General features: G+C 40.4%; 24 protein-coding genes. 21 read left to right on the top strand and 3 right to left on the bottom strand.

Annotation, left to right across the window (positions count from 1 at the left end; all coding sequences use genetic code 11):
* The first annotated feature begins 94 nt into the window (after positions 1–94).
* The 11 genes from IGJ45_RS09480 (at position 95) to rbfA (ending at position 10,190) form a co-directional block, all read left to right on the top strand.
* Positions 95–958 (top strand): aminoglycoside 6-adenylyltransferase, encoded by an 864-nt coding sequence (locus IGJ45_RS09480; RefSeq protein ID WP_195957177.1) that lies wholly within the window; start codon positions 95–97, stop codon positions 956–958.
* 125 nt (positions 959–1,083) lie between these two features.
* On the top strand, positions 1,084–1,260 hold the full coding sequence (locus IGJ45_RS09475) for a 2-hydroxymuconate tautomerase (protein WP_005471289.1): 177 nt from the start codon (positions 1,084–1,086) through the stop codon (positions 1,258–1,260).
* Positions 1,261–1,582: 322 nt separating this feature from the next.
* Positions 1,583–3,523 (top strand): threonine--tRNA ligase, encoded by a 1,941-nt coding sequence (gene thrS, locus IGJ45_RS09470; protein ID WP_349703739.1) that lies wholly within the window; start codon positions 1,583–1,585, stop codon positions 3,521–3,523.
* A gap of 307 nt (positions 3,524–3,830) precedes the next feature.
* The gene (locus IGJ45_RS09465) at positions 3,831–4,247 is read left to right on the top strand and encodes a DUF4234 domain-containing protein (RefSeq protein ID WP_003126374.1); all 417 of its coding nucleotides are present in this window, start codon (positions 3,831–3,833) and stop codon (positions 4,245–4,247) included.
* Positions 4,232–4,585 carry a DUF2752 domain-containing protein gene (locus tag IGJ45_RS09460; protein ID WP_034704326.1) on the top strand — a complete coding sequence of 118 codons (354 nt, stop codon included), beginning with the start codon at positions 4,232–4,234 and terminating at the stop codon, positions 4,583–4,585. Before IGJ45_RS09465 ends, IGJ45_RS09460 begins: the two co-directional genes overlap by 16 nt.
* Positions 4,586–4,831: 246 nt before the next feature.
* Positions 4,832–5,305 (top strand): ribosome maturation factor RimP, encoded by a 474-nt coding sequence (rimP, locus tag IGJ45_RS09455; RefSeq protein WP_003126376.1) that lies wholly within the window; start codon positions 4,832–4,834, stop codon positions 5,303–5,305.
* A gap of 21 nt (positions 5,306–5,326) precedes the next feature.
* Positions 5,327–6,523 (top strand): transcription termination factor NusA, encoded by a 1,197-nt coding sequence (nusA, locus tag IGJ45_RS09450; RefSeq protein WP_003126377.1) that lies wholly within the window; start codon positions 5,327–5,329, stop codon positions 6,521–6,523.
* 17 nt (positions 6,524–6,540) lie between these two features.
* Entirely contained in the window at positions 6,541–6,837 is a 297-nt protein-coding gene (gene rnpM / locus IGJ45_RS09445) for an RNase P modulator RnpM (protein ID WP_003126378.1), read from the top strand.
* Positions 6,830–7,132 carry a YlxQ-related RNA-binding protein gene (locus IGJ45_RS09440; protein ID WP_005471295.1) on the top strand — a complete coding sequence of 101 codons (303 nt, stop codon included), beginning with the start codon at positions 6,830–6,832 and terminating at the stop codon, positions 7,130–7,132. Before rnpM ends, IGJ45_RS09440 begins: the two co-directional genes overlap by 8 nt.
* Before the next feature lie 12 nt (positions 7,133–7,144).
* Positions 7,145–9,811, top strand: coding sequence for a translation initiation factor IF-2 (gene infB / locus IGJ45_RS09435; protein WP_219645024.1), 2,667 nt, complete (start codon positions 7,145–7,147; stop codon positions 9,809–9,811).
* A gap of 28 nt (positions 9,812–9,839) precedes the next feature.
* Complete coding sequence (gene rbfA, locus IGJ45_RS09430) at positions 9,840–10,190, top strand: 30S ribosome-binding factor RbfA (RefSeq protein ID WP_005471299.1); 351 nt, start codon at positions 9,840–9,842, stop codon at positions 10,188–10,190.
* Between the two features lie 101 nt (positions 10,191–10,291).
* Here the strand turns inward: rbfA and IGJ45_RS09425 are convergent, their stop codons facing one another.
* Positions 10,292–10,861: a phosphatase PAP2 family protein gene (locus IGJ45_RS09425; RefSeq protein WP_005471304.1), complete on the bottom strand. Its 570-nt coding sequence runs from the start codon at positions 10,859–10,861 to the stop codon at positions 10,292–10,294.
* 124 nt (positions 10,862–10,985) lie between these two features.
* Here IGJ45_RS09425 and truB point away from each other — a divergent pair, with 124 nt between their 5' ends.
* From truB to iadA, 5 genes are all read left to right on the top strand, one after another.
* Entirely contained in the window at positions 10,986–11,915 is a 930-nt protein-coding gene (gene truB / locus IGJ45_RS09420) for a tRNA pseudouridine(55) synthase TruB (RefSeq protein ID WP_219645026.1), read from the top strand.
* Between the two features lie 2 nt (positions 11,916–11,917).
* Positions 11,918–12,853 carry a riboflavin biosynthesis protein RibF gene (gene ribF, locus IGJ45_RS09415; RefSeq protein ID WP_103299759.1) on the top strand — a complete coding sequence of 312 codons (936 nt, stop codon included), beginning with the start codon at positions 11,918–11,920 and terminating at the stop codon, positions 12,851–12,853.
* 692 nt (positions 12,854–13,545) lie between these two features.
* The gene (locus tag IGJ45_RS09410) at positions 13,546–14,970 is read left to right on the top strand and encodes an APC family permease (protein ID WP_003126386.1); all 1,425 of its coding nucleotides are present in this window, start codon (positions 13,546–13,548) and stop codon (positions 14,968–14,970) included.
* A 250-nt stretch (positions 14,971–15,220) separates the two neighbouring features.
* Positions 15,221–16,912: a putative basic amino acid antiporter YfcC gene (yfcC, locus tag IGJ45_RS09405; RefSeq protein ID WP_227760841.1), complete on the top strand. Its 1,692-nt coding sequence runs from the start codon at positions 15,221–15,223 to the stop codon at positions 16,910–16,912.
* A 16-nt stretch (positions 16,913–16,928) separates the two neighbouring features.
* Complete coding sequence (gene iadA, locus IGJ45_RS09400; protein WP_003126388.1) at positions 16,929–18,113, top strand: beta-aspartyl-peptidase; 1,185 nt, start codon at positions 16,929–16,931, stop codon at positions 18,111–18,113.
* 70 nt (positions 18,114–18,183) lie between these two features.
* On the opposite strand, the gene IGJ45_RS09395 is transcribed toward iadA, so the two are convergent.
* Positions 18,184–19,002, bottom strand: coding sequence for an aldo/keto reductase (locus IGJ45_RS09395; RefSeq protein ID WP_113849613.1), 819 nt, complete (start codon positions 19,000–19,002; stop codon positions 18,184–18,186).
* 187 nt (positions 19,003–19,189) lie between these two features.
* Here IGJ45_RS09395 and IGJ45_RS09390 point away from each other — a divergent pair, with 187 nt between their 5' ends.
* Positions 19,190–19,840 (top strand): hypothetical protein, encoded by a 651-nt coding sequence (locus IGJ45_RS09390; protein WP_349703737.1) that lies wholly within the window; start codon positions 19,190–19,192, stop codon positions 19,838–19,840.
* 215 nt (positions 19,841–20,055) lie between these two features.
* Here the strand turns inward: IGJ45_RS09390 and IGJ45_RS09385 are convergent, their stop codons facing one another.
* Positions 20,056–21,249 carry an AraC family transcriptional regulator gene (locus IGJ45_RS09385; protein ID WP_113849615.1) on the bottom strand — a complete coding sequence of 398 codons (1,194 nt, stop codon included), beginning with the start codon at positions 21,247–21,249 and terminating at the stop codon, positions 20,056–20,058.
* 165 nt (positions 21,250–21,414) lie between these two features.
* Between IGJ45_RS09385 and IGJ45_RS09380 the strand changes: the two genes are divergently transcribed.
* From IGJ45_RS09380 to grpE, 4 genes are all read left to right on the top strand, one after another.
* Positions 21,415–22,869, top strand: coding sequence for a DUF5597 domain-containing protein (locus tag IGJ45_RS09380; protein ID WP_349703736.1), 1,455 nt, complete (start codon positions 21,415–21,417; stop codon positions 22,867–22,869).
* A 175-nt stretch (positions 22,870–23,044) separates the two neighbouring features.
* On the top strand, positions 23,045–24,211 hold the full coding sequence (gene hemW, locus IGJ45_RS09375) for a radical SAM family heme chaperone HemW (RefSeq protein ID WP_103299837.1): 1,167 nt from the start codon (positions 23,045–23,047) through the stop codon (positions 24,209–24,211).
* 191 nt (positions 24,212–24,402) lie between these two features.
* Positions 24,403–25,446: a heat-inducible transcriptional repressor HrcA gene (gene hrcA / locus IGJ45_RS09370; protein ID WP_003126395.1), complete on the top strand. Its 1,044-nt coding sequence runs from the start codon at positions 24,403–24,405 to the stop codon at positions 25,444–25,446.
* Between the two features lie 34 nt (positions 25,447–25,480).
* Positions 25,481–26,047, top strand: a complete 567-nt coding sequence (grpE, locus tag IGJ45_RS09365; protein WP_003126396.1) for a nucleotide exchange factor GrpE — start codon at positions 25,481–25,483, stop codon at positions 26,045–26,047.
* The last annotated feature ends 27 nt before the right edge of the window (positions 26,048–26,074 follow it).

Genomic DNA, 26,074 nt, shown 5'->3' with positions numbered 1-26,074 from the left:
TATAATCTTTGCAAATGTCGTCTGAAAAATCGTTCTATGGTAAAATTTAAGTATGCTTTTGAGATCAATTGGATCAAAGAAAGGGAGGATACCTGTGCGGAATGAAGCTGAAATGCTAGCAGTGATTTTACGAGTTGGTCAAAAAATAGGTGTCCAAGCAATCGCAATCTCTGGGTCCCGGCGAGAACCTAATGCAATAAGCGATCGGTTTCAAGATTATGATATCGTTTATATTGTTGACAATATGCAAGAACTAATAGCAGAACCTAGCTGGCTGGAAGAATTCGGACAGATCATGATCATGCAGACACCAGAAAGTTCTGTGCTTTCGAAACCCTCTTTGGGAGGACGTTTTACATTCTTGATGCATTTTGAAGATGGCAATCGCATAGACTTGATGCTTTGCCCGGTTGAATTGATCCATTTGTTGCAAGCTGAACCCTTTCTTGAGCGTCTCTATGATCCAAAAGAACTTCTGCAGGGAATGACAGTTCCTGATGCCTCTATCTTTTGGATTAAACCACCGACAGAAAAAGCGTTTCATGACAGTTGTAACGAATTTTGGTGGGTAGCGACTTATGTCGTCAAAGGGCTTGTCAGAAATCAGCTTTTCTATGCCGCCGACCATTTGTACCAAATTTGCTGGCAAGAGTTGCTTCGGCAATATGACTGGTATCTAGCGCATCAAGCAGACTATCGTCTCAGTACCGGAAAGAACCATAAATATCTTCAAAATTATTTATCAGAAGAAGAGTATGAGCGGTTGACGGCACTTTGTTTTTCATCTGTTGAAACTTGCGGCGAATCATTATGGAAAATCGTTCAACTATTTGATGAGATTGCTCGTTATGTAAGCAGACAACACCAATTTTTGTACCATGAAGAGGAAGCCAGTAAGGTGATGAAGTATGTTCAAAAATGGCATTCGAGAAATTGGCGTGAAGATCCAGCCAAATGAAATGGAAGAATCTTTAGATTGTCAGAAACGCTTATTCTTGATAAGGGACAGTCATTCGATAATAGAGCAGGTTATTGCAGAGCATAATTAAGAAGCGTATACTAATGAACAGAGGAGTGATGACTATGCCATTTATTCATGTAGAATTAGTAGAAGGCCGATCGCAAGAACAATTGACCAATATGATGAAAGAAATCACTGAAGCAGTCCACAAAAATACTGGGGCACCTAAAGAACATATTCATGTCATTATCAACGAAATGAAAAAAGGACAGTATGCAGTTAATGGTGATTGGAAATAATTTACTTGATTTTTTAAGCAGATAGTGGTTAAATGAAGCCATAATTGATTGATGAAAAAGACACCTGAATTTGAGAGTCTTCGATAAGAGAGGGAAATCACGGCTGAAAATTTCCTGGAAGAAAACCAATGGATGACCACTTTTTCAAACCTTTGTTGAAACAAAGGCGGTCGTACCGTTATCCCGTCAAAGAAATACAGCGTTGTTGTATTTGAAATTAGGTGGAACCACGAAATCTTCGTCCTAGTATCGTTATCTGATACTAGGACTTTTTTTGGTTCGAATCATTCATTGATCAAATAAATCAGTAGGGGGAAAACAAATGACACTAACAATTACATTCCCAGATGGGGCGAAAAAAGAATTTGCAGTTGGCATCACAACAAAAGGAATTGCTGAAGGAATCTCTAAAAGTTTAGCGAAAAAAGCCTTAGCAGGAAAGGTCAATGGTCAGTTGATTGATCTTGATCGAGGGATTGAAGAGGATGCACAAATCGAAATCGTCACACCGGATCATGAGGATGCTTTAGGCTTGGTTCGCCATTCAGCAGCTCACTTAATGGCTCAGGCGATGCGTCGCCTTTATCCAAACATTCATTTTGGCGTGGGACCAGCTATCGATACAGGATTCTATTATGATACAGATAATGGAGAAAGCCCTGTAACTGCCGAAGATTTACCAGCAATTGAAGCAGAAATGATGAAAATCGTGAAAGAAAATCTACCGATCGAACGTCGTGTATTATCGAAAAAAGAAGCTTTAGAACTATTTGCTGAAGATCCATATAAAGTAGAATTGATCAGTGAACTACCAGAAGATGAAACGATTACTGCCTATCAACAAGGAGAGTTTGTTGATCTATGCCGCGGGCCTCACGTGCCATCAACAGGACGGATTCAAGTGTTCAAACTTTTATCTGTGGCAGGAGCTTACTGGCGTGGAAATTCAAATAACCAAATGATGCAACGGGTCTATGGAACAGCGTTCTTTGACAAAAAAGAGTTGAAAGATTTCATTCGTTTACGAGAAGAAGCCAAAGAGCGGGATCACCGCAAGCTAGGGAAAGAGTTAGACTTATTCATGCTCTCTCCAGAAGTTGGTGCTGGTCTACCATTTTGGTTGCCAAAAGGTGCAACCATTCGTCGTACCATTGAACGCTACATCGTGGACAAGGAAGTAAGCTTGGGTTACCAACACGTTTATACACCAATCATGGCCAATGTTGATCTTTATAAGACTTCAGGACACTGGGATCATTATCATGAAGATATGTTTCCGCCAATGGACATGGGAGATGGGGAAATGCTCGTTCTTCGTCCAATGAATTGCCCCCATCATATGATGGTCTACAAAAACGATATTCACTCTTATCGTGAATTACCGATTCGAATCGCTGAATTAGGGATGATGCACCGTTACGAAAAATCTGGCGCTCTTTCTGGGTTGCAACGGGTTCGGGAAATGACTCTAAATGATGGACATACATTTGTTCGTCCTGATCAAATCAAAGATGAATTCAAACGGACTTTGGATTTGATGGTTGAAGTCTATAAAGATTTCAATGTAACAGATTACCGCTTCCGTTTAAGCTATCGTGATCCAGAAAACAAAGATAAATACTTTGATGATGATGCGATGTGGGAAAATGCCCAAACCATGCTGAAAGCAGCGATGGATGAATTGAATTTGGATTATTTCGAAGCAGAAGGGGAAGCAGCGTTCTATGGTCCAAAATTAGACGTTCAAGTAAAAACTGCTTTGGGCATGGAAGAAACGCTTTCCACGATCCAATTAGATTTCTTATTACCAGAACGTTTCGACTTAACTTATGTTGGTGAAGATGGTGAAAATACACATCGTCCCGTCGTGATCCATCGCGGGATCGTTTCAACAATGGAACGTTTCGTTGCCTACTTAACAGAAGTTTACAAAGGCGCATTTCCAACTTGGTTGGCACCGATCCAAGCAACGATCATTCCTGTTTCAGTCGATGCACACAGCGATTATGCTTATGAGATCAAAGAACGTCTTCAATCACAAGGTTTACGTGTGGAAGTGGACGATCGCAATGAAAAAATGGGCTACAAAATTCGCGCATCACAAATGCAAAAAATTCCTTATCAGTTAGTTGTCGGAGATCAAGAAGTCAAAGATGCAACTGTCAATATTCGTCGTTACGGCAGCAAAGAAACGAACGTTGAAGAACTAAATATCTTTGTTGATGCAATGGCAGCAGAAGTAAAAAATTATAGTCGCGCATAAATAAATTAAAAGGATTGTAATAAAAGGATTGTAATAAAAGGTTTGTAATAGAAGCAAAAAATGAGACTATCCGAATGACAGTGGGAAAAAAGTGTTTGTCCAGCTGGCGTTATTACTGGTGACTAGTTGGAGATTAACAGCATCCCCAATGTCCTTCAGAGGTTTCGTTTATTAAAAAGCTTAGATTACATCCTTTTTTTTCATTATTATTGAAATAAATTTCCTTTAAAAGGACTTTCTACTTTTTTGGATTGGTGTATAATTGGAAGAAAAGTAAAAAGATTCAATCTTTTAGAAGGAGTAACCGATGTATCAAAATTATCAATCCAAGAAAAAGTCCATTTTAATGGTGATTTTACTAACTATTATTACTTGCGGCATCTATTCACTTTTCTGGCTATACCAAACCACGCAAGATTTGACAGAATATAGTGAAGATTATCGCCTTACCCCAGGCATGTCTGTGTTGTTGACGATCATTACTTGCGGGTTGTACCAAATTTATTGGTGGTATCGAATCGCGGACATTTTTATCACTGCACAGGAAAAAACGAAATTTCCACGTATCAATGATAATAAAGTGTTGTTTGTTGTCTTAGCGATTTTTGGTTTGGACATTATCAATATGGCAATTTTACAATCGGATATGAATCAAGTGTGGGAGTCTGCAGATTCTGCAAGCCAATCAGTTACTCAAGACACTGATGATTGGACCGATTATTAATGTGTCCGTTTAAACTGCTGACGGGGGTTCCTTGCCCTGGATGTGGAATGACTCGCGCCTATTTGCATCTTTTTGAAGGTGACATACAAGGCGCTTTTTATTTTCATCCACTTTTTTGGCTCATTCCTTTGCTAGTGCTACTTGTCATTTTCTGGAAAAAGCCCATGGTTCAGCGTATCAATCAAAATCGCTACTTTTGGCTTGGACTGATGATTGCTGTTCTGGGCGTTTATGGCTACCGCATGTGGCACTTTTTTCCTGATCAAGCGCCGATGGACTTTGATCCGAAAGCTTTGCTTCCACAAGTCATCACGAAGCTTGTCGCCTTCATTGCTTGAATCAAGAAAGACAGCTGCCTATTTTGAGATAGAGGGAACAAGGAAGTATTCTGAAGGAAGAAATCTTAAGAAATAGGATGTAAAATTTTCAGAAAAAGCCACAAAATGCTAGGATACTTGAATTTGTTAGTAAACTATGTTATATTTACATAGTAATGATACTTAGAGTGAGTGAGCGGTTTTTTCGCTCACTCTTTTTAATGGAATGAAGTTCGTTTCGTTGAGAAATAAAGGAGGCGATGTCGTGTGAGTACAGTGGTGGAAACTGTCACAACAATTGTGACCCCCATTCTGGAAGCGCAAAATTTTGAATTAGTTGAGGTAGAATTTGTTAAGGAAGGAAAAAGCTGGTTTCTAAGGGTGTTTATTGACAAAGAGGGCGGAATCGATATTGAAGAATGTGCCTTTGTCAGTGAACAACTGAGTGATAAATTGGATGCCTGTGATCCAGATCCGATCCCACAAGCCTATTTCTTAGAGGTATCCTCGCCTGGTGCTGAACGCCCCCTCAAAAAAGAAGAGGACTATCACCGTGCAGTTGGAGAATATATCCATCTTTCCTTGTATCAGCCGGTGGAAGGCGAAAAGCAATTTGAAGGCTTTTTGCAGTCCTTTGATGAAGAACAACTAGTCATTAAGATTCGAATCAAAACAAGAGAAAAAGAACTAACGATCGAACGGAAAAATATTGCCAAAGCTCGTTTAGCAATCCAATTTTAAACACGGAGGAATGGAAGAATCATGAGTAAAGAAATGTTAAATGCACTTGATGCATTGGAAGCAGAAAAAGGCATTTCAAAAGAGATCGTCATTGACGCATTGGAAGCCGCGTTAGTGTCAGCGTACAAACGTCATTATGGTCAAGCGCAAAATGTAGAAGTTGAATTTGACCAGAAAAAAGGCAATATTCACGTTTATGCAGTCAAAGAAGTGACCGAAGAAGTAATGGACTCTCAATTGGAAGTGTCTTTGAAAGAAGCCATGACGATCAATCCTGCTTACGAGATTGGCGATAAGATCCGTTTCGAAGTGACCCCGAAAGATTTTGGCCGGATAGCTGCTCAAACAGCAAAACAGGTCATTTTGCAACGGGTGCGCGAGGCAGAACGGACAATCATCTACAATGAATTCAGTGCCTATGAAAAAGATATCCTGCAAGGGATCGTTGAACGTCAGGACAATCGCTATATCTATGTGAACCTTGGAAAAATCGAAGCAGTATTATCAAAACAAGATCAAATGCCAAATGAATTCTATCAACCTCACGATCGGATCAAAGTATTTGTTTCTCGGGTCGAAAATACTTCGAAAGGGCCTCAAGTTTTTGTAAGCCGTAGTCATCCTGATTTATTACGCCGTTTATTTGAACAAGAAGTACCGGAAGTTTATGATGGTACAGTTGAAATCGTCAGCATTGCCAGAGAAGCAGGAGACCGCTCTAAAGTAGCTGTGCGCTCATTTGATGCTAATGTCGATCCTGTCGGAACTTGTGTTGGTCCAAAGGGACAACGGGTTCAAGCAATCGTCAATGAATTAAAAGGTGAGAACATGGATATTGTTGAGTGGAATGATGATCCAGCGGTATTTATTGCAAATGCATTGAATCCAGCAGAAGTGACTGATGTTATTTTTGATGTGGATAATCCGAAAGCTTGTACGGTGGTCGTACCTGATTATCAGCTATCGCTTGCCATTGGTAAACGAGGACAAAATGCCCGTTTGGCTGCGAAATTGACTGGCTTTAAGATCGATATCAAATCGGAGTCAGACATGGAAGAATTTTATGCAAAATTAGAAGAAGGCGCCTATATCGATGAAGGCGAGGCTGTTGAAAGTCAAGAAAGCACTATCGAAGATAATGAGTCTCACGACGAAATGATCATTGCTTCTGATATGACGGCAGACGATTACGAAAACATGGATTTTGACGAAAAATAAGTCAAGGAGAGATCGCGATGAAAAAACGAAAAATTCCTTTACGAAAATCTGTTGTTTCAGGGGAAATGATTCCCAAAAAAGAAATGCTGCGCATCACCCGTTCGAAAGAAGGAACCGTTGCGATCGATCCATCCGGCAAGATGCCGGGTCGAGGAGCGTACATCGCTATCGAACCAGAGGAAGCGCAATTAGCTTGGGATAAGCGGATCTTGGATAGAGTATTAGAGACGAAATTGTCAGATGAATTTTATCAAGAACTCTTAGACTATGTGACGCATCAAAAAGCCCGAAGAGAGTTATTTGCAAATGAATAAACAAAAAGCATTGAATATGTTAGGACTAGCCATGCGTGCTGGGAAATTGATCACTGGCGAAGAGATGACGTTAAAAGAGATTCGTCAACAACGAGCAGCTCTCGTACTTGTCGCTAGTGACGCTGGTAAAAATACACAAAAGAAAATAAAGGACAAAAGTTCTTATTATGAAATTCCGCTCCTAGATACATTTTCTGCCGATGAAATCAGTTCAGCTATTGGCAAACCGCGAATGGTGGTGGGCATTCTAGATGCAGGATTTGCAAAGAAGGTGCAGGAATTAATATTAGGTTAGGAAGGTGATTGCATGGGAAAAAAAAGAATTTATGAACTTGCAAAAGAATGGAACAAATCGAGCAAAGAGGTTGTTGAAAAAGCACAATCTTTAGGCTTTGATGTGAAAAATCACATGGGCGCGATCTCAGATGGAGAGGCGCAAAAATTGCGGCAGTCATTAGGCGGCAATCCAAATGATCGATCATCAGCAAAACCAACTCCCGCAAATCAGAAACCAGCCAACCAGCCGGAAAAACAAGAGCAAAAGAAATTTAAAACGCAGAGAAATAATCCTAACTTCCAGAACCGACACAATAATCAAGGGCAGCGGAACACGACGAATTCTCGTCCTAATGGTCAAGGACAACCCAACCGCCCAACAAGTCAAAGCAACGGATCAACAAATCAAGGAAGTAATCGACCAAATAACCAAGGAAGTCAAAATCGAGTGAATAACCAAGAAAATCGTAACAATCAAGGACAACAAAATCGTCCAACAAACCAAAATAGAACACAAGGACAACAAAATCGTCCAAATAATCAAACCACAAACAATCGGCAAGGACAGCAAAACCGTCCAACGAATCAATCAAGCAATAAACCCGGACAACAAAACCGTCCTAGCGGTCAAGGGCAACAAAATCGCCCAGCACAGGGACAACAAAATCGTCCGAACCAAGGAAATCAAAGTCAAAATCGCCCAGCACAAGGACAACAAAGTCGTCCAAACCAAGGGGCTAGCAGTCAAGGAACACAAAACCGTCCAGCTGGTGATAACCAAAATCGCGGTGGAAATCAAAACCGTGGTAAGTCAAACTACAACGGACGCAACAATAATTTCAATAACAATAACCGCAACAAGTTTAACAAAAAAGGGAAAAAAGGTCGTCAACAGCAAGAGAAAAAACCACCTGTTCCAGCACGTAAATTCCGTGAATTACCAGAAGTATTGGAATATACAGAAGGCATGAATGTAGCGGATATCGCGAAAAAAATCTATCGTGAACCTGCTGAGATCATCAAGAAGTTGTTTATGATGGGAGTTATGGTCAATCAAAACCAACCATTGGATAAAGATACGATCGAATTGTTAGCAACTGATTACGGTATTGAACCACAAGAAAAAGTTCAAATCGACATCGCGGATATCGATAAATTCTTTGAACCAGAAGAACAAAACAAAGAAAATCTTGTTTCTCGTCCGCCGGTAGTTACCATCATGGGACACGTTGACCACGGGAAAACAACGTTATTAGACACATTGCGCCATTCTCGTGTGACAAGCGGAGAAGCTGGTGGGATCACGCAGCATATCGGTGCTTATCAAATCGATATCGATGGCAAACCAATTACTTTCTTGGATACTCCTGGACACGCGGCCTTCACAAGTATGCGGGCACGGGGAGCAAGTATCACTGATATTACGATTTTAGTTGTAGCAGCAGATGACGGTGTAATGCCACAAACTGTCGAAGCAATCAACCATGCTAAAGCAGCAAAAGTACCAATCATCGTTGCGGTTAACAAAATCGATAAACCAGGTGCGAACCCGCAACATGTCATGCAAGAATTAAGTGAATATGAATTGATTCCAGAAGCCTGGGGTGGCGATACCATCTTTGTAGAAATCTCTGCTAAATTTGGTCAAAATATTGAAGAATTGCTGGAAATGATTTTACTTGTTGCTGAAGTAGAAGATTTGAAAGCAGATCCATCACAACGGGCGATCGGTACAGTGATCGAAGCTCGTCTGGATAAAGGAAAAGGTCCGGTTGCTACCTTATTGGTACAACAAGGAACGTTACATGTAGGTGATCCTATCGTCGTCGGGAACACATTCGGTCGAGTTCGTGTGATGACCAACGATTTAGGCCGTCGGGACAAAACAGCGGGACCAGCTACACCAGTTGAAATTACCGGATTGAATGATGTGCCGCAAGCGGGTGATCGATTCGTTACATTTGAAGACGAAAAGACAGCTCGTGCAGCAGGGGAAGAACGCGCGAAACGCGCCGTGATGGAACAACGCGCTTCCAGCAGCCGGGTAACGCTTGACAATCTGTTTGAAAGCCTAAAAGAAGGCGAATTAAAAGAAGTCAATGTAATCATTAAAGCGGATGTTCAAGGTTCTGCTGAAGCGTTGGGTGCTTCATTGAAGAAAATCGATGTAGAAGGCGTTCGGGTCAATATTGTCCATTCAGCAGTTGGAGCAGTCAATGAAAGTGACGTGACACTTGCAGCAGCAAGTAACGCGATCATTATTGGTTTCAATGTGCGGCCAACTCCGCAAGCTAAACAACAAGCCGAAGCCGAAGAAGTCGATATTCGTTTACACCGAATCATTTACAAAGCTATCGAAGAAATCGAAACAGCGATGAAAGGGATGCTTGATCCTGAATTTGAGGAAAAAATCACTGGTCAAATGATCGTTCGTGAAACCTACAAAGTTTCTAAAGTTGGTACGATCGCCGGTTGTTATGTAACGGAAGGCAGCATTCGCCGTGACAGCGGTGTGCGGGTAATCCGTGACGGCATCGTGATCTATGAAGGAAAATTAGCTAGTTTGAAACGTTTCAAAGATGACGTGAAAGAAGTAAAACTAGGCTTTGAATGTGGTGCCATGATCGAGAAATTCAATGATGTCAAAGTAGACGATGTGATTGAAGGCTACGTAATGGAAGAAGTACCAATGAATTAAGACACTAGTTATCAGGGAGGTTTTTTGAATGGCTAATTATCGTGACCGTAGAGTTGCCCAAGAAATCTTAAAAGAAGTGAATCAAATACTTCGTAAGAAAGTCCGTGATCCTCGTGTTCAAGATGTTACCATCACAGATGTTCGCGTGACAGGGGACTTGCAGCAAGCAACGATTTTCTACAGCACTTTGAGTGATCTTGCATCTGAAAAGCAAAAAGCACAAGCCGGATTAGAGAAAGCAACAGGGTTGGTCCGTCGTGAATTGGGACAGGCACTGTCATTATATAAAGTTCCGGAGTTGCAATTTGAACTAGATGAATCTGTTCAATATGGAAATAAGATCGATGAAATGATTCGCGATTTGCATAAAGGCGAATAAAGAATCACATAAAAAAAGGCCGCGTATATGCGGTCTTTTTTTATTACTGAGAGGTGAGGCTATTCTATAATGATCAAACAGATACTGTGCAAGGCCAAAAATCATAACAAAATGGTGATCAATGCAGCAACTGCTAATCCTAAAAACCACCCACCGATAACATCTGTCAAAAAATGGATCCCTAAATAAACGCGACTGAACCCAATCATAAAACTGAGCAGGACCGCAAGAATGCTCATGGGCAGAACAGCAGGTGGCAAAAGAAAAGCCATATTCATCGCTGCAGTTCCATAAAGTGCGGCAGAAGTAGCAGCATGGGCACTAGGGAAGCTGTGGTCTTTTTCTTCGACTAACCGATGATCGTTTGGTCGTTCTCTGCGGACGATCCGTTTAATCAGATAAGCGAATGCAGAGACAAGTAAGACACTCGCTGCTGCTTTCGGCGCTAGGATAGTTTGTGTAGCTGGAAAAACATAAAGCAATAACAATAAGATGATCGTGGGCAATGCTTTACCGAAATTTGTAAAAAAGAGCATCATCCGTGTTAAAGCAGGTGTTCGGCTCTTGATAACAAATAAAGCCAGTGCCTCCTCTTGTTGTTGCAGCGTACCACGTTGAACCAAATATAAAAAAAGTATGAAACCAATCAATGAACAAACGAATACAATCATGTGGCACCTCCTTATAATATAAGTGTATCATGAACGAATATCATTCTGAAAGACTTTAAGACCATACTAAGTTTTTTTAGAATATGGTATAATGGTCAAGTTGAAAAAGAAGCGGAGGGATACTATGGATGGAATTTTGCCATTATGGAAAGAACGTGGTCAAACCAGTCACGACTGTGTCTTTAAACTACGAAAAATTTTACATACAAAAAAAGTCGGACACAGTGGAACCCTAGATCCTGATGTAGACGGTGTATTGCCGATCTGCATTGGCAAAGGAACCAAAGTCGTGGAATACTTGGTGGATTCCGGAAAGATATATACAGGAGAAATCACGCTAGGTTTTTCCACAACGACCGAAGACCGTTCGGGTGAAGTTGTTGAAAGGACGCCTTTAGCAAAACCTTTTACTACAGCAGAAGTCGATCGTGCAATGGCAAGTTTGACTGGTGAAATTACCCAAATTCCGCCAATGTATTCCGCAGTTAAAGTCAATGGGAAACGTTTGTATGAATATGCCCGGGCAAATGAAGAAGTGCAGCGTCCAAAACGGCGAGCTTTGATTCATTCATTTAAGCGGATCAGCGATCCAATCTTTGATGAGACAAGTGGCACCCAATCGTGGCGGTTTCAAGTAAGCTGTGGGAAAGGAACGTATGTCCGTACGTTAGCCGTCGATACGGGTGCTGCTTTGGGAGTAGCCTCTCATATGTCTGACTTGACACGGTTAGCAAGCGGCGGCTTTACCAAAGATCAATCTGTTACGCTTGCAGAAGTTCGTGAAGCAATGGAATCAGGGCGAATCAATGAGTTGCTGCAGCCCATTGAATATGGGGTAAGCGGGTTTCCCAAAATTGCAATTGATGAGAAGTTGTGGCAGAATGTCAAGAATGGCATGCCCTTGCCATATCGTAGTTTTGGTCTTCAAGAACCTCCTGCAACACCTGTGGCATTGTTTTATCAAGATAAAGTCGTTAGTATCTATATGCCGCATCAAAGGAAACAGGGGCTATTAAAACCTGCGAAAGTTATTCGTACAGAAATAGGAGAGTAAGAATGGAAATTATCGAGCTACGTCATCCATATAATAAAGATGTCATTCCATCAGAACCTGTCGTTTTGGTTCTAGGCTTTTTCGACGGTGTGCATCTAGGTCATCAAAAAGTTATTGAAACAGGAAAAGCAGCAGCAAAAGAAAAAGGATTGAAGCTGGCATTGATGACATTCAACCAGCATCCATCTATTGTCTTTCAAAAAGTGGATCCTGAGGCAATGCAATATCTAACCAGCTTATCACAAAAAGAAGCCCATATGGCTGATTTAGGAGTCGACTATCTTTACGAAGTGGATTTCACTTCAGCTTTTGCAAATTTAGCGCCGCAAGTCTTTGTCGATCAATACATGGTAGGTTTACATGCGGAAGTGGTCGTGGCTGGATTCGATTATACCTATGGAAAGAAAGAGACAGCAAACATGGCACTTTTACCTTCTTATGCCCAAGGCCGTTTTGAAGTGATTACCGTTCCCAAGGAAACTTTGGCAGGGGAGAAAGTCAGCTCAACAAGAATCCGCGCCGCTTTGCAGAACGGAGAAATGGCAGAAGCCAATCGACTGTTAGGTTATCCTTATGAGTTTGAAGGAACTGTCGTACATGGCGATGCCAGGGGACGCGAACTTGGCTTTCCGACAGCGAATATTAAAGTCAAAAGTACAGTGCGCCTGCCAAAAGAAGGTGTCTATGTTACCGAGCTTAAAGTAGGTGATCGCTGGTATCCGTCTATGGGATCGATTGGTCATAATGATACCTTTGGTCAAGGCCGACAATTAACAGTGGAGATCTATATTTTAGATTTCCATCAAGATATCTATGGAGAGACTGTTGCGATTCGCTGGCACCACTTTTTGAGAGATCAAGTTGCTTTTAGTGGCGCAGAAGCCTTGATTGAACAACTGCAACAAGACGAGATTGATACTAGGAAATACTTCGAATAAATAAGAGCTACCTTTAGTACTCGTAAAAAATCTTAAGAGGATCGGAAAGTGTCAATCAAACTGATCTAATTAAGATTTTTTGTTATTTTAAATAATAGTTAAAAGAGTTTTATGACGAATGTTATCGTTTTTATTGTAGTCTAGACAAAATATAAGTTGGTTTTTTTCTATTACTGTTCACTTTGTTTAGCGGGATGAGTGGTGTAAGGGGATATCTTGCGTGAATAAAATTATTTTTCTAATCATTAATAGTTAAAAGTCTGAAAAATTCCAAAATTCTGTTTTATCTTTTTTCTAAAAAATTTGTTTAGGTGCTAATTTCCAGTAAAGGAACGGAACGCAATAGAAGTTATTTTAATCTAAATAATGGTTTTTATCTCGTTATTTATATATCGCTTAACCCATTGTTAAAAAACGATGAAAATTGTTATTATTTTCTCTTGACCAAAATAATTTTGGGGTTTATTCTAAAATGAGGTGATGACTGAAACGAAATGAATGGTCAAAAAAAATGATATTCTATTCAATTTCTGGTCAATGTTAATGACAGTTATCGAGAAGTTCGTTAGAAGTGAAAAAGCGTTGTGGACAGCTCATTCGACTTACAAATAAACTTTGCTCGATACATGGAAATCATGATCATTCGAGAATTCGGTTCGATCACTGAAATCATATGTTTAAAGGAGAAAGTAATGAACGAGAAACAATTGCGCTGGTATAATATTGCGCTAATGGCGTTTGTCTCTGTTTGGGGACTCGGGAATGTAGTGAACAACTATGCACAACAGGGATTGACTGTTGTTGTATCTTGGATCTTGATCATGGCATTATACTTTGTTCCCTACGCATTGAGTGTAGGTCAACTAGGATCAACGTTCAAGGAATCAAGCGGTGGTGTATCCTCTTGGATCAAAGAAACTTCAACCAAACGATTGGCCTTTTTCGCTGCTTGGACTTACTGGGTCGTTCACGTCCCATATCTCGCACAAAAACCACAAGGGATCCTGGTATCATTGAGTTGGTTATTTAAAGGAAACGGCTCTTTCGTATCGACTGTCGGATCAATGGAAGTCTCATTAATTTGTTTAGCTATTTTTCTTTTCTTTTTATGGATCGCATCTAAAGGATTGACTACATTGAAGATGATCGGTAATATTGCCGGAACAGCGATGTTTGTCATGTCGATCTTATTTATTATTTTAGCAGTAACAGCACCAGCGATGACTGGAGCTCAAGTAGCAACACCAAATATGACAACTGTTTCAACTTATATTCCTAAATTCGATTTTACTTACTTAACGACGATTTCGATGCTGGTGTTTGCGGTAGGTGGCTGTGAAAAAATTTCGCCTTACGTTAATAACACGAAAAACCCTGCCAAGGAATTTCCTAAAGGAATGATCTTTTTAGCTGGAATGGTCGCTTTATGTGCGTTACTAGGATCAATCGCAATGGGGATGCTGTTCGATGCAAACAATATTCCTAAAGATTTGATGGTAAATGGCGCTTATGAAGCATTCCAACGTCTTGGCAATTTCTATGGGATTGGCAATACATTTGTGATTCTTTATTCGATCGCCAATGCATTAGCGCAAATTTCAGCATTAGCATTTTCTATTGATGCGCCGTTGAAAATTTTGCTTTCTGATGCAGATCCAGAATTTGTACCAAATGGTTTGGCAAAATTGAACAAAAAAGGTACACCGATCAATGGATATATCATGACAGGGATCTTAGTCAGCATCTTGATCATCATTCCTGCGTTAGGTATCGGAAATATGACTGAATTGTATCGCTGGTTGTTGAACTTGAATTCGGTTGTGATGCCATTACGTTACTTATGGGTATTTGTAGCCTTCATGCTGATCAATAAACAAGCCCATCGATTCTCATCAGATTATAAGTTTGTTAAAAATACAAAACTAGGCTTTGGTATTGGTTTGTGGTGTTTCTTATTTACAGCATTTGCTTGTATCTTAGGGATGGTACCAAAATTAGATTATGCTGCTGATCCAAAAGCTTGGTTGTTCCAATTGTCATTGAATATCATCACACCGATCATCTTTATCTTGATTGGACTGATTTTACCAATGATCGCAAAACGTGTGAATAAATAGAAGATGCATCACCTAAAAGTCTTCAAGATATTTTACTGTCTTGAAGACTTTTTCTTGTCTATTACTTGTTTGGTACATCAGTGTTCTCCTAGCTTATTTCGCTAGAATTTACAACAAATTCTAATGGTTTCCCAATGAGTAAAGGGCAAAATTCCGCTATACTAAAAAAGATGGAAAATGATAATTTATGCAGTCAATGTATAAGGTGAAAGGGAGAAAATTGGTGAAAAAGAAAAAAGATTTAACAAAAATGAAAACGCCACACACGTATGTGATCATTTTTGGCGTAGTGCTGGTAGCATGGGTATTGACATTTCTGATTCCTGCCGGAAAATTCAGTACGGAAGAGATTGAATATGTTGATGCAAATGGTGAAGTGAGCACGCGAACGGTTTTGAAACAAGATTCATTCCGTTATGCGTATCCGCTTAATACCGATTTTGTCTTCGAGCAGTTAGAGAATTTAGAAGAAAATCCAGCAGAGCTAGAAGAATTGGGTGTCGATCAAGCAGCACTGCAAAGTGTGCTAGACGAAGGGGAGTCGAAACTTGATCAAGAAAAGCTCGATGAGCTCTCCCTAACGGATGATGTTCTTTATGAGTTATATGGAGATAAAATCTATGATACATCAGAAAAACTTCATAAGACAGCAAAGGTTTGGGGAACAGATGATTTTGGCGGTTTTGGTTTCTTGAACTTTGTGTTTGAAGGATTGGTTTCAGGAGATAAATATGGTTCCGCTGTGGGGATCGCTGCGTTGATCTTAGTAGTCGGTGGCGCATTTGGGATCATTATGAAGACCGGAGCGATTGATGCTGGGATTTTTGCCTTTATCAGTAAGACACGAGGATTAGAACGATTGGCTTTACCGCTTTTATTCTTTGCTTTTTCATTTGGAGGAGCAACTTTTGGGATGGCGGAAGAAGTAATTCCTTTTTCTATGGTCATGGTGCCATTTGTGATCGCACTTGGGTATGATTCGATCGTGGCGGTAACGGTCACCTATGTGGCCTCGCAAATCGGGAATGCAACTTCTTGGATGAGTCCGTTTAGTGTGGCGGTTGCGCAAGGGATCGCGGGTATCCCAGTTCTTTCAGGGGCAACTTTCCGAATTATCATGTGGGTAGTCATTACTGGCTTATCAGCTGCATATTTGATGGTGTATGCAGAACGTATTCGTAAGAATCCGGAGAAATCATTGACTTACAAATCGGATGCCTATTTCCGCGACCATATCCAGAAGACATCTGATGAAAACAAGCCGTTTCTTTTGGGGCATAAACTGATTTTGCTTGAAATGCTGGCAGTTTTGATTTGGATCGTCTGGGGAGTAACACAAAAAGGGTACTATATTCCAGAAATTGCTTCACAGTTCTTCGTGATGGGCTTAGGTGCAGGCCTGATTGCTGTGATCTTTAAGTTAGAAGACATGGGCTTGAACGATGTAGCAAGTGCTTTTCAATCAGGTGCAGCTGATTTGGCCGGAACAGCGATTGTTGTTGGGATGGCAAAAGGAATCCTGCTTGTTCTAGGTGGTTCTGATGCCAATGTGCCTTCAGCGTTGAATACGATCCTACACAGCATCGGCGGATTGCTAAGCGGTGTGCCAGCCTTTATCGGTGCTTGGTTCATGTATATTTTCCAAAGCTTATTTAATTTAGTTGTTACTTCGAACTCAGGTCAAGCAGCATTGACAATGCCGATCATGGCGCCATTAGCTGATCTTGTGGGTGTCTCCAGACAGATCGCCGTTTTAGCTTATCAATTAGGTTCCGGATTCATGGATGCATTCACTCCAGTATCTGCCAGTTTGATCGGTGTGCTTGGCGTTGCCCGAATCGAATGGGCAAAATGGGCGAAGTTCCAAATTAAAATGCAAGGATTTCTGTTTGTGTTAGGTACGATCTTTATCTTTATCGCTGTAGCGATTGGTCTGCAATAAGAGGGGAGCTGCGAGAATGAAACTTATTCGTCAAGCGGAAGTTTATGCACCAGAATATTTAGGAAAGAAAGATATTTTAGTGATCAATGACAAAATTGTTGCCATCGAAGATCAAATCAGTGGCGGCTTTGATCAACTAACTGTCGAAGAAATCGATGGTTCTTCATTGATTGCGACACCCGGATTCATCGATTGCCATTTCCATATCTTAGGTGGTGGCGGGGAAGGGGGCTACCAGAACCGAACGCCTGAAGTAACCCTTAGCCAGCTGACAACTGCTGGAGTCACAACGGTTGTCGGCTGTTTAGGAACCGATGGTGTTGGGCGTGATATGGTGGCATTGATCAGCAAAGCCAAAGGTTTAGAAGCGGAAGGAATCTCGACTTATGTCTATGACGGTTCGTATCGATTGCCTCTTGATCCAGTGACGGATTCATTGATCAAGGACTTTTTGACGATCGACAAAGTGATTGGCATTGGTGAAATTGCGGTCTCAGATCACCGTTCTTCACAACCTAGTTTTGAAGAATTTACTCGTGCTGTAGCAGATGCTCGAGTAGGGGGCATGCTCTCAGGAAAAGCAGGGATCATCAATGTGCATTTAGGTGGTGGCAAGCGACAATACGAACTCTTGCTACAAACTGTGGAGGAGACTGAGATCCCTATTAGTCAATTTTTACCGACTCATGCAAATCGGACAAGTGAGTTGTTTGAAGCAAGTATCGCTTTTGCTAAAATGGGCGGTACCATCGATTTTACCGCAAGTGAAGATCCTGATTTTTGGGAAAGAGAAGATGATGAAGTTCGCTTTAGTAAAGGGCTAAAACGTTTGTTAGACGAAGGTATCGGGTTGGATCAATTCACCATGACATCGGATGGTCAAGGAAGTCTGCCTTACTTTGATGAAAACAATCAATTCATTGGGCTTGGGGTAGGCAGTTCCCGAGCTTTAATGGTAGGAATCAAAGAAGCTGTACAAGTAGAACAGATTCCTTTGGAGATTGCATTGCGTGCAATTACTTCTAATCCAGCAAAGATTTTGAAGTTGGCTCAAAAAGGCCGGATCGCTCCTGGAATGGATGCCGATCTTTGCCTGTTGAATCAAGATACGCTAGATGTTGAAACGGTGATCGCTAAAGGAAAAGTGATGGTCGATAAAAAAGACGTGAAAGTCTGGGGAACCTTTGAACAATTAGTATAAAACAACCGTAAAAAGGCTCACCTGCAAGTTGATCATTTTGCAGGTGAGCGATTTTTTGCGTTAGGGACGTTTAGAGTTGATCTAAAAAGGTCATATCTTCATCGGAAATGGTAAAATCAACTTTTGCATTATCCAAAATATATTCTTCGTGAACGGATTTTGGCAATGGTAAAATGTCCTTTTGCAATAGATAACGAATAGATAATTGAGGGATCGAGCGTTGATAGTTCTCGGCAATTTTCTTGATGTCGGCATTATCCAGCAAGCGACCAGTCGCGATTGGTGAATAACCTTCCACTAAAAGGTCGTTGTCTTTACAGAATTGCAGCAACTCTTCATTTGTTTTTCCAATATGATAAATGATTTGATTGACCATTGGTTTCACATCGCAATGGTCAAAAATATTTTGCAGGTCATCTTGGTCAAAATTGGAAACACCAATCGATTTGATCAAACCACTTTGATACGCTTCTTCCAGTGCTTTCCAGACATCAATGTTTTCTTCGAAATATTTTTTTTGCTCCGGATTATCCCGCATGATTTTCCAAGGTCGTGGAGCATGGATCAAAACAAGATCGATATACTCAGTGTCAAGCTCTGCCATTGAGCGTTTGATGCTATCGACAGCTTCTTGAAAAGACTTCAGTTCAGCAGGAATTTTTGTCGTAACGAATATCTCTTCTCGAGGAACACCAGAATCTCGGAGGGCTTTGCCCACAGCCGCTTCGTTTTTATAGGCAGCAGCAGTATCCACATGACGATAGCCGTTTTCAAGAGCAAATTTTGTCGCATGATAGGCATCTTCCGGAGAGGACTGCCAAGTGCCCAATCCGATCTTAGGTATTTTGATTTGATTCTTCAGTGTGAATGTTTCATTCAGTAGACTCATAGTTTCCCAACTTTCTATTTTTTTTAAAAGCGTTTTCCTATCTATTACTTTAACCCGAGTAGCCTATAAGAAGTCAAGGGAAATGATTCTATTTAAATAAAAAAACGATCACTCGAGAGATAAATTGACATTTTCACAAGATATTGATAAATTGAACCAAATAATCTTTTCAGAAAGTGGGACGATCATGAATTTTGTAAAAGATGACTTTGCCTATTATCGGCGATCTTTTGAACAAATGTATCGCAGTTATTTCCAACGAAGAATGATTGTTGTTGGAATCGCTCTTTTGATTATTTGTGCTTATCTAGCGCTGATCCAAGAGGGATTTCTACTAAACTTGTTTTTGATTGCTGTTTTGCTCGTGCTGTTTGCTTGGCTTTATCTACGTTGGCAAGAAGTCGATCAAATAATTGCTGAATTTGAACAAGAAAATAGCGAACCGATCATTTATCAAATCGTAGAATTTGAAGATTATTATGCTGCCAAAAATAAAAACGGGCAGCAAGTGCGAATCAAGAAAAACGGCAATCGGAATTTTCCGTCTGCTAATAAAACGTACACGTTGATGGCAGGATTCAAAAAAGCATTTTTCCCTAAACAACCTCTTTTTATCTTTTACTATGATATGTTGGAGAATACTTATGATGAAGCCTATCGCATTAGAAGAAATGGACAACCTACTTTTAGCAAATGGTCCCGTTACTTTAGTTTCCGCTCGTTTCGTGCCTCCATTGGAAATGGCTTCCGCTTTATTTTAGGTAACCTGTTTTTCTTGTTTTTGATCTATCGATTGATTCGTTATCTGATTTCGCTTTTGCGGATGTTTATTCAATGATAGGAAAACGTATAGCCTGAAGAGCTTTTTTTCTCACTATAGCATGCGAAGGTCAGACCTAGTTAAATAAGTCGTTGTTAGCAAAAAATTACTGTGAGCAGTAGTTAACCCAAAACATGAGTCTTTTAAGGAGTGGAGAAATCCACTCTTTTTTTATGGAGGGCAGAAAAAAACGATTAACAACCTTATTTAGAGAGAGTTTATAAGTTGATCCATCAACTATCAGTTGAACAAAAGACACTTGAGAAATAGTTTTTGCGATATTCTTTAGGAGAAATGATCGCAAATTGCTTGAATACTTGGATAAAGTGGCTTTGATTCGAAAAATGAAGCAATGCAGCTATTTCTTTATAGCTATAATCAGTAAACAATAACAAATGCTTTGCTTCCGCTACTTTCTGCTGATTGATATAGGTGTGGATCGTTTGGCCTACATGTTTTTTGAATTCTGTGCTCAGATGGGTGGGGTGTTTTTCAGTAAATTCAGCCAAATCGTTTAATGTAATTTTATCGTAAATATGCGTATCAATGTAATTGATGAGACTTCTGATCAAAAAACTTTTCTGGGTAGGAAATGCATGAATCAACCTCATGAAATGATAAGTACTTTCCTGAATATGGGTCAAACATTCCTGAACGTCATAAATATTTTGTAGTTTTTGGAGTAGTGTATCGGATAACCCATAGGCTTGACTCACCGGAACGCCTTCATTGATACTGACCCGAGTTAGAATGGTAATCAATCCTGAATACTTGTATTTCAAACTTTCTAGCTTGTTGTTTGCTAGTTCGACGCTGTAGGTGCTGCTCATTTTATGGAATAGCCAAAGAATTTTTTCGGGTTGATTTCGGCGTACAGCCTCTACGTAACGTTTCTCAAATTCAAACGAGTCCAAATAAGGATCCTCTAACCGTCGTTGATAAAGATTTTCTTCTAATAGGGTGGACGTATTGGAATTTGCTTGTTTCTCTGGAACGCTCCAACGAAACTTGTTGGCATCAGGGATGGCTCCTTTTAGGATCGTGTAAAACAATTCAACGAAAGCGACAAAAGATTCTCGACTTTCTTTCGAGTAATGGACCCCAGCAATGTAATCATATCCTTGAAAAGGAAATGATCTTTTGTTAGTACCTAATATCCCGCAAGGTCCAATCAGCACATTGCCAATTGAAGAATCTGGTAGATCACAAGTAAAGCTGCTGAAAAAAAAGTCATCTCCTTCAAAAAACGTCACCACATCCAATTCAGTCGATTGGCTGGTAAGGAAAAAATGTTCCGCCACTTGTTTATCAGTTATGAAGGAATTACGAGGAATCACCACTTGCTGTTTTTCATCGAAGATAAATAAAGGAATCAAATATTTATCGTAGAGTTTTTTCACAATTGATTCTAGTGCTGCTCGATTCATCAAAAACCTCATTTCTGTTTTTTTAGTATGAATTCTCTTTTTTTAGTATACCTTATTTTAGAAGATTCCTATAATAGAATTACGACTAAAAACGCTTGCAACTACCTGAGAGGGATAGTCGATCAAAACGTGACTATCTGTCTGAGAAGAAAAAGGAGGACAATGATGAAACAACGACAGCATTCTCAAAAATTGATACTAGGAGGAGAAGTCCATAACTCCACTGCTTCATCTATCGCTTACATGGAGGAAAAAGTATGGGACAAGATTGACAAAGTTGCGATCAATACCCTTTTGATACCTATTTATTGGGAGCTGATCGAACCACAGCCTAATCAGTTTGATTTTTCATTAATTGATTCCCATTTGGAAAATGCCGCTGAGAAGAAAATCGATGTGATTTTTTTGTGGTTTGGCCTTTGGAAGAATGGCTTATCCACGTATGTTCCTGAATGGATCAAAACGGATCCCAAATATTTTCGCATAGAGGATAGCGACGGAAACAAGATGAATAGTTATAGTCCGCTATGTCAAGATGTGATAGCACAGGCTCATTCAGCCTTTGCCGCCATCTGCGACTACTTGGGAAGCCATCCTTTGCGGGCCTTTATCAGAATGGTGCAGATTGAAAACGAGATTGGTAGTCTTGGCACTAGTCGTGATCATTCGTCAGCAGCAGAAAAAGTCTATCAGATGGCGTTGCCGCAAGAAATCAGAAACCTCTATCCTGGAGCTAAACAATGGTCAGAAGTACCCTTTGGGGATGAAGTGTTTATGGCATATCATTATGCCGCAGCAATCCAAGACTATGCAAAGATTGCAAGAAAACGTTTAGCGTTGCCGTTATTTACGAATGTATGGCTCAAAAAGCCAGACAGGCGGCCGGGAGAATATCCTAGTGGTGGCGCTGTATCCACCACTTGGCAAGTTTGGAAAGTTATTGCCTCTCAGTTGGATTTTATTGCCCCAGATATTTACGAAGAAGAAATCAAACCGATCATCGCGGAATACGGGAATGATCAGCCGTTGTTAATTCCGGAAACCCGAATTGACAAAAGATATATTTCGAATCTATTTTATGCTTTTGGTCAAGGAGCAATCGGCTATTCACCTTTTGGTATCGAAGATCTTCTAACGAATGATACTAGTCAGGATTACCGCTTTTTATCCCAGTTAGGATTAGCGAAAGACGCCTTTGATTCTTCCGATACACTGCCTCATTTAAACCAAGGGTATCGAATCATCGCCGCCCTTGAGCCACTGTTGCAAGATCAGGAAGCTCAAATCTTCTCATTTAAAAAAGAAGGGGCTCAGAACCAAATTGTGTATGAAAATGGACAGGATCGCTGGGCAGTCAAATTATTTTCTCGAGACAAAATGATCAATTCCGCAGGTCTGATCATTAAACACAAAGAATATTACTATCTCACCGGTGCTAATTTCGCATTGGATCTGCAAGCGAAGCAGGGTTCTAATCCTTTAGGTATCCTTTCTTTAGAAGAGGGGGTTCTACAAGATGGGCAATGGCGGACAAATCGTCGCCTGAATGGGGATGAAGCCTATTTCCCATTTATCGGTGAAGATTTTAAAATTTTGCGCATGCGATTGTATTCTTATTAACGGATAGCAGTGAGATCTGCTTCTAACTACTTTTAATGCAGAGGCGTTTCGAGATAATCTTACTTATGATAGAATGGGGAGCGGATATACCTCGGATCAGGTTCATTTGCTGCGAGCCGTATTTGTGCAGTTGAACGTTGATTTGATCTCTGAAAGGAATAAAAATATGCAAACCATGAATAAGATTCCAATCAATACACTTCCCACCAGTACTTCTGCCTATATTCACATCCCATTCTGTGAACATATTTGCTATTACTGTGACTTTAATAAAGTTTTTTTAGAAGGGCAACCGGTAGATGAATACATCGACTGTTTGCTGAAAGAAATCGCTCTAACGGTGAGCAAACAACCAATCACTACTTGTGAGACGATTTATATTGGCGGCGGAACGCCGACTTCCCTTTCGGCTGCGCAGCTAGACCGTCTGATTACGGGCATACATGAATTACTGCCCACGCAAACGACCAAAGAATTTACGGTAGAGGCCAATCCTGGGGATTTAACGGAAGATAAATTGCTAGTTTTGAAAAATCTGGGCATTGATCGGTTGTCGATGGGGGTGCAGACTTTTGATAACCGCTTGTTAAAGAAAATCGGCCGCAAGCACACGGCAGAGGATGTCTATCAAACGATTCGGTTGTTAGATAAACATGATTTTCAAAATATTACGATCGATCTGATTTATGCTTTACCTGGACAAACGATGGAAAGTTTTCGAGATACGCTAACACGAGCAATTGATTTGGGTTTGCCTCACTATGCTATGTATTCACTGATTTTAGAGAACAAAACGATGTTCATGAATTGGGTTAGGCAAGGGAAAATGGAGCTGCCTTCTCAGGAATCTGAGACACAAATGTTTGAAGAAGCCATCACTGCAATGGCTAAAGCTGGCTTATCGCAATATGAGATCAGTAATTTTGCCCGGCCAGGATATGAGTCTAAGCACAATCTTGTTTATTGGAATAATGAACATTATTACGGATTTGGCGCAGGAGCGAGTGGTTATATCGGACAGACGAGATACAAAAACTTTGGACCGATCCAGCACTATCTGCGTCCATTGAGGGAAGATCAACTGCCGATCCATGAAACAGAATCGTTAACGACCAGCAATCAAATGGAAGAAGAAATGTTTCTTGGATTACGGAAGAAACAAGGTGTATCGAAAACAGCCTTTTCAAATAAATTTGCCTGTTCTTTTGATTCGATCTATGGCAATGTCGTTGAAGAACTTTCTAAAAATGGCTGGTTAGTCTCAGAAGGAGACCGCGTTTATTTAACAAAGTCTGGGATGTTTATCGGCAATGATGTTTTTGAAAAATTTTTATTAAGTTAAGAATAACCAAGAAGATCGAGCTGTTTTCGATCTTCTTTTTTTGGAGCTAATTGACAATGAAGTGGATTAGCACTCTCTCTATAAGAGTGCTAAAAGTCTGTGTCAAATTCTTGACATTCGTAGGAAATATGGTATATTAATAATCGTGTTAGCACTTAATGTGAAAGAGTGCTAACGGAGGAGTGGATAAGATGTTGACACAACGACAACAAACTATTTTACACCTCATCATCCAAAATTATACGGATACTGGTCAGCCTACGGGCTCCAAACGATTGATGGAGGATGGGGTTGAAGCAAGTTCGGCTACCATCCGCAATGAGATGAAGGCCTTAGAAGAAGCGGGTCTCTTATTGAAGACACATTCCTCTTCTGGACGTGTTCCTTCAATGGCCGGCTACCGCTATTACGTTGATCACTTATTAAGACCATCAAAAGTCAATCAAAATGAGATCAAAGCAATTCGCCATTCCTTGGGGAAAGAATTTCATGAAATCAATGAAATCATTCAGCAATCTGCTACGATCCTATCCAACCTTACGAGCTATACCGCATTATCGTTAGGACCGGATGTCAAAGAACGGAAATTAACTGGCTTTCGGATCGTACCTTTGAATGCCCGACAAATTATTGCTATCATTGTTACGGATAAAGGCAATGTTGAAAATCAGATTTTTTCATTACCTTCATCGATGGATAGCAGCGACTTAGAAAAGATGGTTCGGATTATCAATGAAAAATTAGTGGGTGAACCGCTCATGACGGTCTATCATCGATTGCGAACAGAGATTCCGATGATTTTGCACAAGTATTTTCAAACAACAGAAGGAATCATTGATTTATTCGATGATATGTTGAGTCATCTCTTTGAAGAGAAAATTTACGTCGGCGGACGGATGAATCTATTAGATTTTGAACCAAGTCAAGATGTTCGTCAGTTTAAGTCGATGTACTCTTTCATGAAAAATGCAGAAGAACTCACACAATTATTGGCACCGAGAGACTCCACGATTCAGATCCGCATTGGTCAGGAACTAGGGAATGAATTACTCCAAAATATGAGTTTGATTCAAGCAAGCTATGACATTGAAGGTCATGGCCAAGGGACGATTGCTTTATTAGGTCCTTCTAGTATGCCTTATTCGCGAATGTTTGGACTGATGGATGCCTTTCGTCGAGAATTAGCAATGACATTGGCTGATTACTATCGCACACTAGATGCAAACAGTGAATGATCAAATAAGTGAATTATAGAAGGGATGGTAGCAAGTGTCAGAAAAAGAAGAACAGGTAGAAAAAGATCTTGAGACAACTGAAGAGCCTCTGACAGAACCGTCAGAAGAAGAAATCGATGCAGCTGGTCTATCAGAAGCAGAAGTAGAAAAAAGCGAGATCGACAGTTTAAAAGAAAAAAACAATGAACTAGAAGACCAATTTCTGCGCGCACGGGCCGAAATCGCTAATATTACAGCAAGAAACCGTAATGAACGTGAATTGTTGCAAAAATACCGTTCGCAAGATTTGGGCAAAAAATTATTGCCAGCGATCGATAATTTGGAACGCGCTATGGCAGCAAATGTGGAAGAAGACCAAGCGGCTAACTTGAAAAAAGGTGTCGAAATGGTGTTGGAAAGTTTGCGTCAAGCGTTGAAAGAAGAAGGAATCGAAGAAATTCCTGCTGAAGGAGAAACTTTCGATCCCAATCTTCATCAAGCGGTACAGACCGTACCTGCGACAGAAGATGTGCCTGCGGATACGATCGTCACAGTATTGCAAAAGGGCTATAAGCTGCATGATCGTGTCTTGCGTGCAAGTATGGTTATCGTAGCACAATAAATAAAAGAACGATGAATGAAAAGGAGC

This window comes from Enterococcus sp. DIV0574 (assembly GCF_051711125.1).
Classification (GTDB): Bacteria; Bacillota; Bacilli; order Lactobacillales; family Enterococcaceae; genus Enterococcus_D; species Enterococcus_D gallinarum.
Note: the sequence above shows the minus strand (reverse complement) of the source record. Positions and strands in the feature narration are given on the sequence as shown.

Bases quoted from the DNA above. Each gene is read 5' to 3' on its own strand.
- ribF (WP_103299759.1), top strand. From the start codon at position 11,918: ATGGAAATTATCGAGCTACGTCATCCATATAATAAAGATGTCATTCCA.
- nusA (WP_003126377.1), top strand. From the start codon at position 5,327: ATGAGTAAAGAAATGTTAAATGCACTTGATGCATTGGAAGCAGAAAAA.
- hemW (WP_103299837.1), top strand. From the start codon at position 23,045: ATGAATAAGATTCCAATCAATACACTTCCCACCAGTACTTCTGCCTAT.
- IGJ45_RS09390 (WP_349703737.1), top strand. From the start codon at position 19,190: ATGAATTTTGTAAAAGATGACTTTGCCTATTATCGGCGATCTTTTGAA.
- infB (WP_219645024.1), top strand. From the start codon at position 7,145: ATGGGAAAAAAAAGAATTTATGAACTTGCAAAAGAATGGAACAAATCG.
- IGJ45_RS09395 (WP_113849613.1), bottom strand. From the start codon at position 19,002: ATGAGTCTACTGAATGAAACATTCACACTGAAGAATCAAATCAAAATA.
- IGJ45_RS09425 (WP_005471304.1), bottom strand. From the start codon at position 10,861: ATGATTGTATTCGTTTGTTCATTGATTGGTTTCATACTTTTTTTATAT.
- truB (WP_219645026.1), top strand. From the start codon at position 10,986: ATGGATGGAATTTTGCCATTATGGAAAGAACGTGGTCAAACCAGTCAC.
- thrS (WP_349703739.1), top strand. From the start codon at position 1,583: ATGACACTAACAATTACATTCCCAGATGGGGCGAAAAAAGAATTTGCA.
- IGJ45_RS09465 (WP_003126374.1), top strand. From the start codon at position 3,831: ATGTATCAAAATTATCAATCCAAGAAAAAGTCCATTTTAATGGTGATT.
- rbfA (WP_005471299.1), top strand. From the start codon at position 9,840: ATGGCTAATTATCGTGACCGTAGAGTTGCCCAAGAAATCTTAAAAGAA.
- iadA (WP_003126388.1), top strand. From the start codon at position 16,929: ATGAAACTTATTCGTCAAGCGGAAGTTTATGCACCAGAATATTTAGGA.
- yfcC (WP_227760841.1), top strand. From the start codon at position 15,221: ATGAAAACGCCACACACGTATGTGATCATTTTTGGCGTAGTGCTGGTA.
- IGJ45_RS09380 (WP_349703736.1), top strand. From the start codon at position 21,415: ATGAAACAACGACAGCATTCTCAAAAATTGATACTAGGAGGAGAAGTC.
- rnpM (WP_003126378.1), top strand. From the start codon at position 6,541: ATGAAAAAACGAAAAATTCCTTTACGAAAATCTGTTGTTTCAGGGGAA.
- hrcA (WP_003126395.1), top strand. From the start codon at position 24,403: ATGTTGACACAACGACAACAAACTATTTTACACCTCATCATCCAAAAT.
- IGJ45_RS09440 (WP_005471295.1), top strand. From the start codon at position 6,830: ATGAATAAACAAAAAGCATTGAATATGTTAGGACTAGCCATGCGTGCT.
- IGJ45_RS09410 (WP_003126386.1), top strand. From the start codon at position 13,546: ATGAACGAGAAACAATTGCGCTGGTATAATATTGCGCTAATGGCGTTT.
- IGJ45_RS09385 (WP_113849615.1), bottom strand. From the start codon at position 21,249: ATGAATCGAGCAGCACTAGAATCAATTGTGAAAAAACTCTACGATAAA.
- IGJ45_RS09475 (WP_005471289.1), top strand. From the start codon at position 1,084: ATGCCATTTATTCATGTAGAATTAGTAGAAGGCCGATCGCAAGAACAA.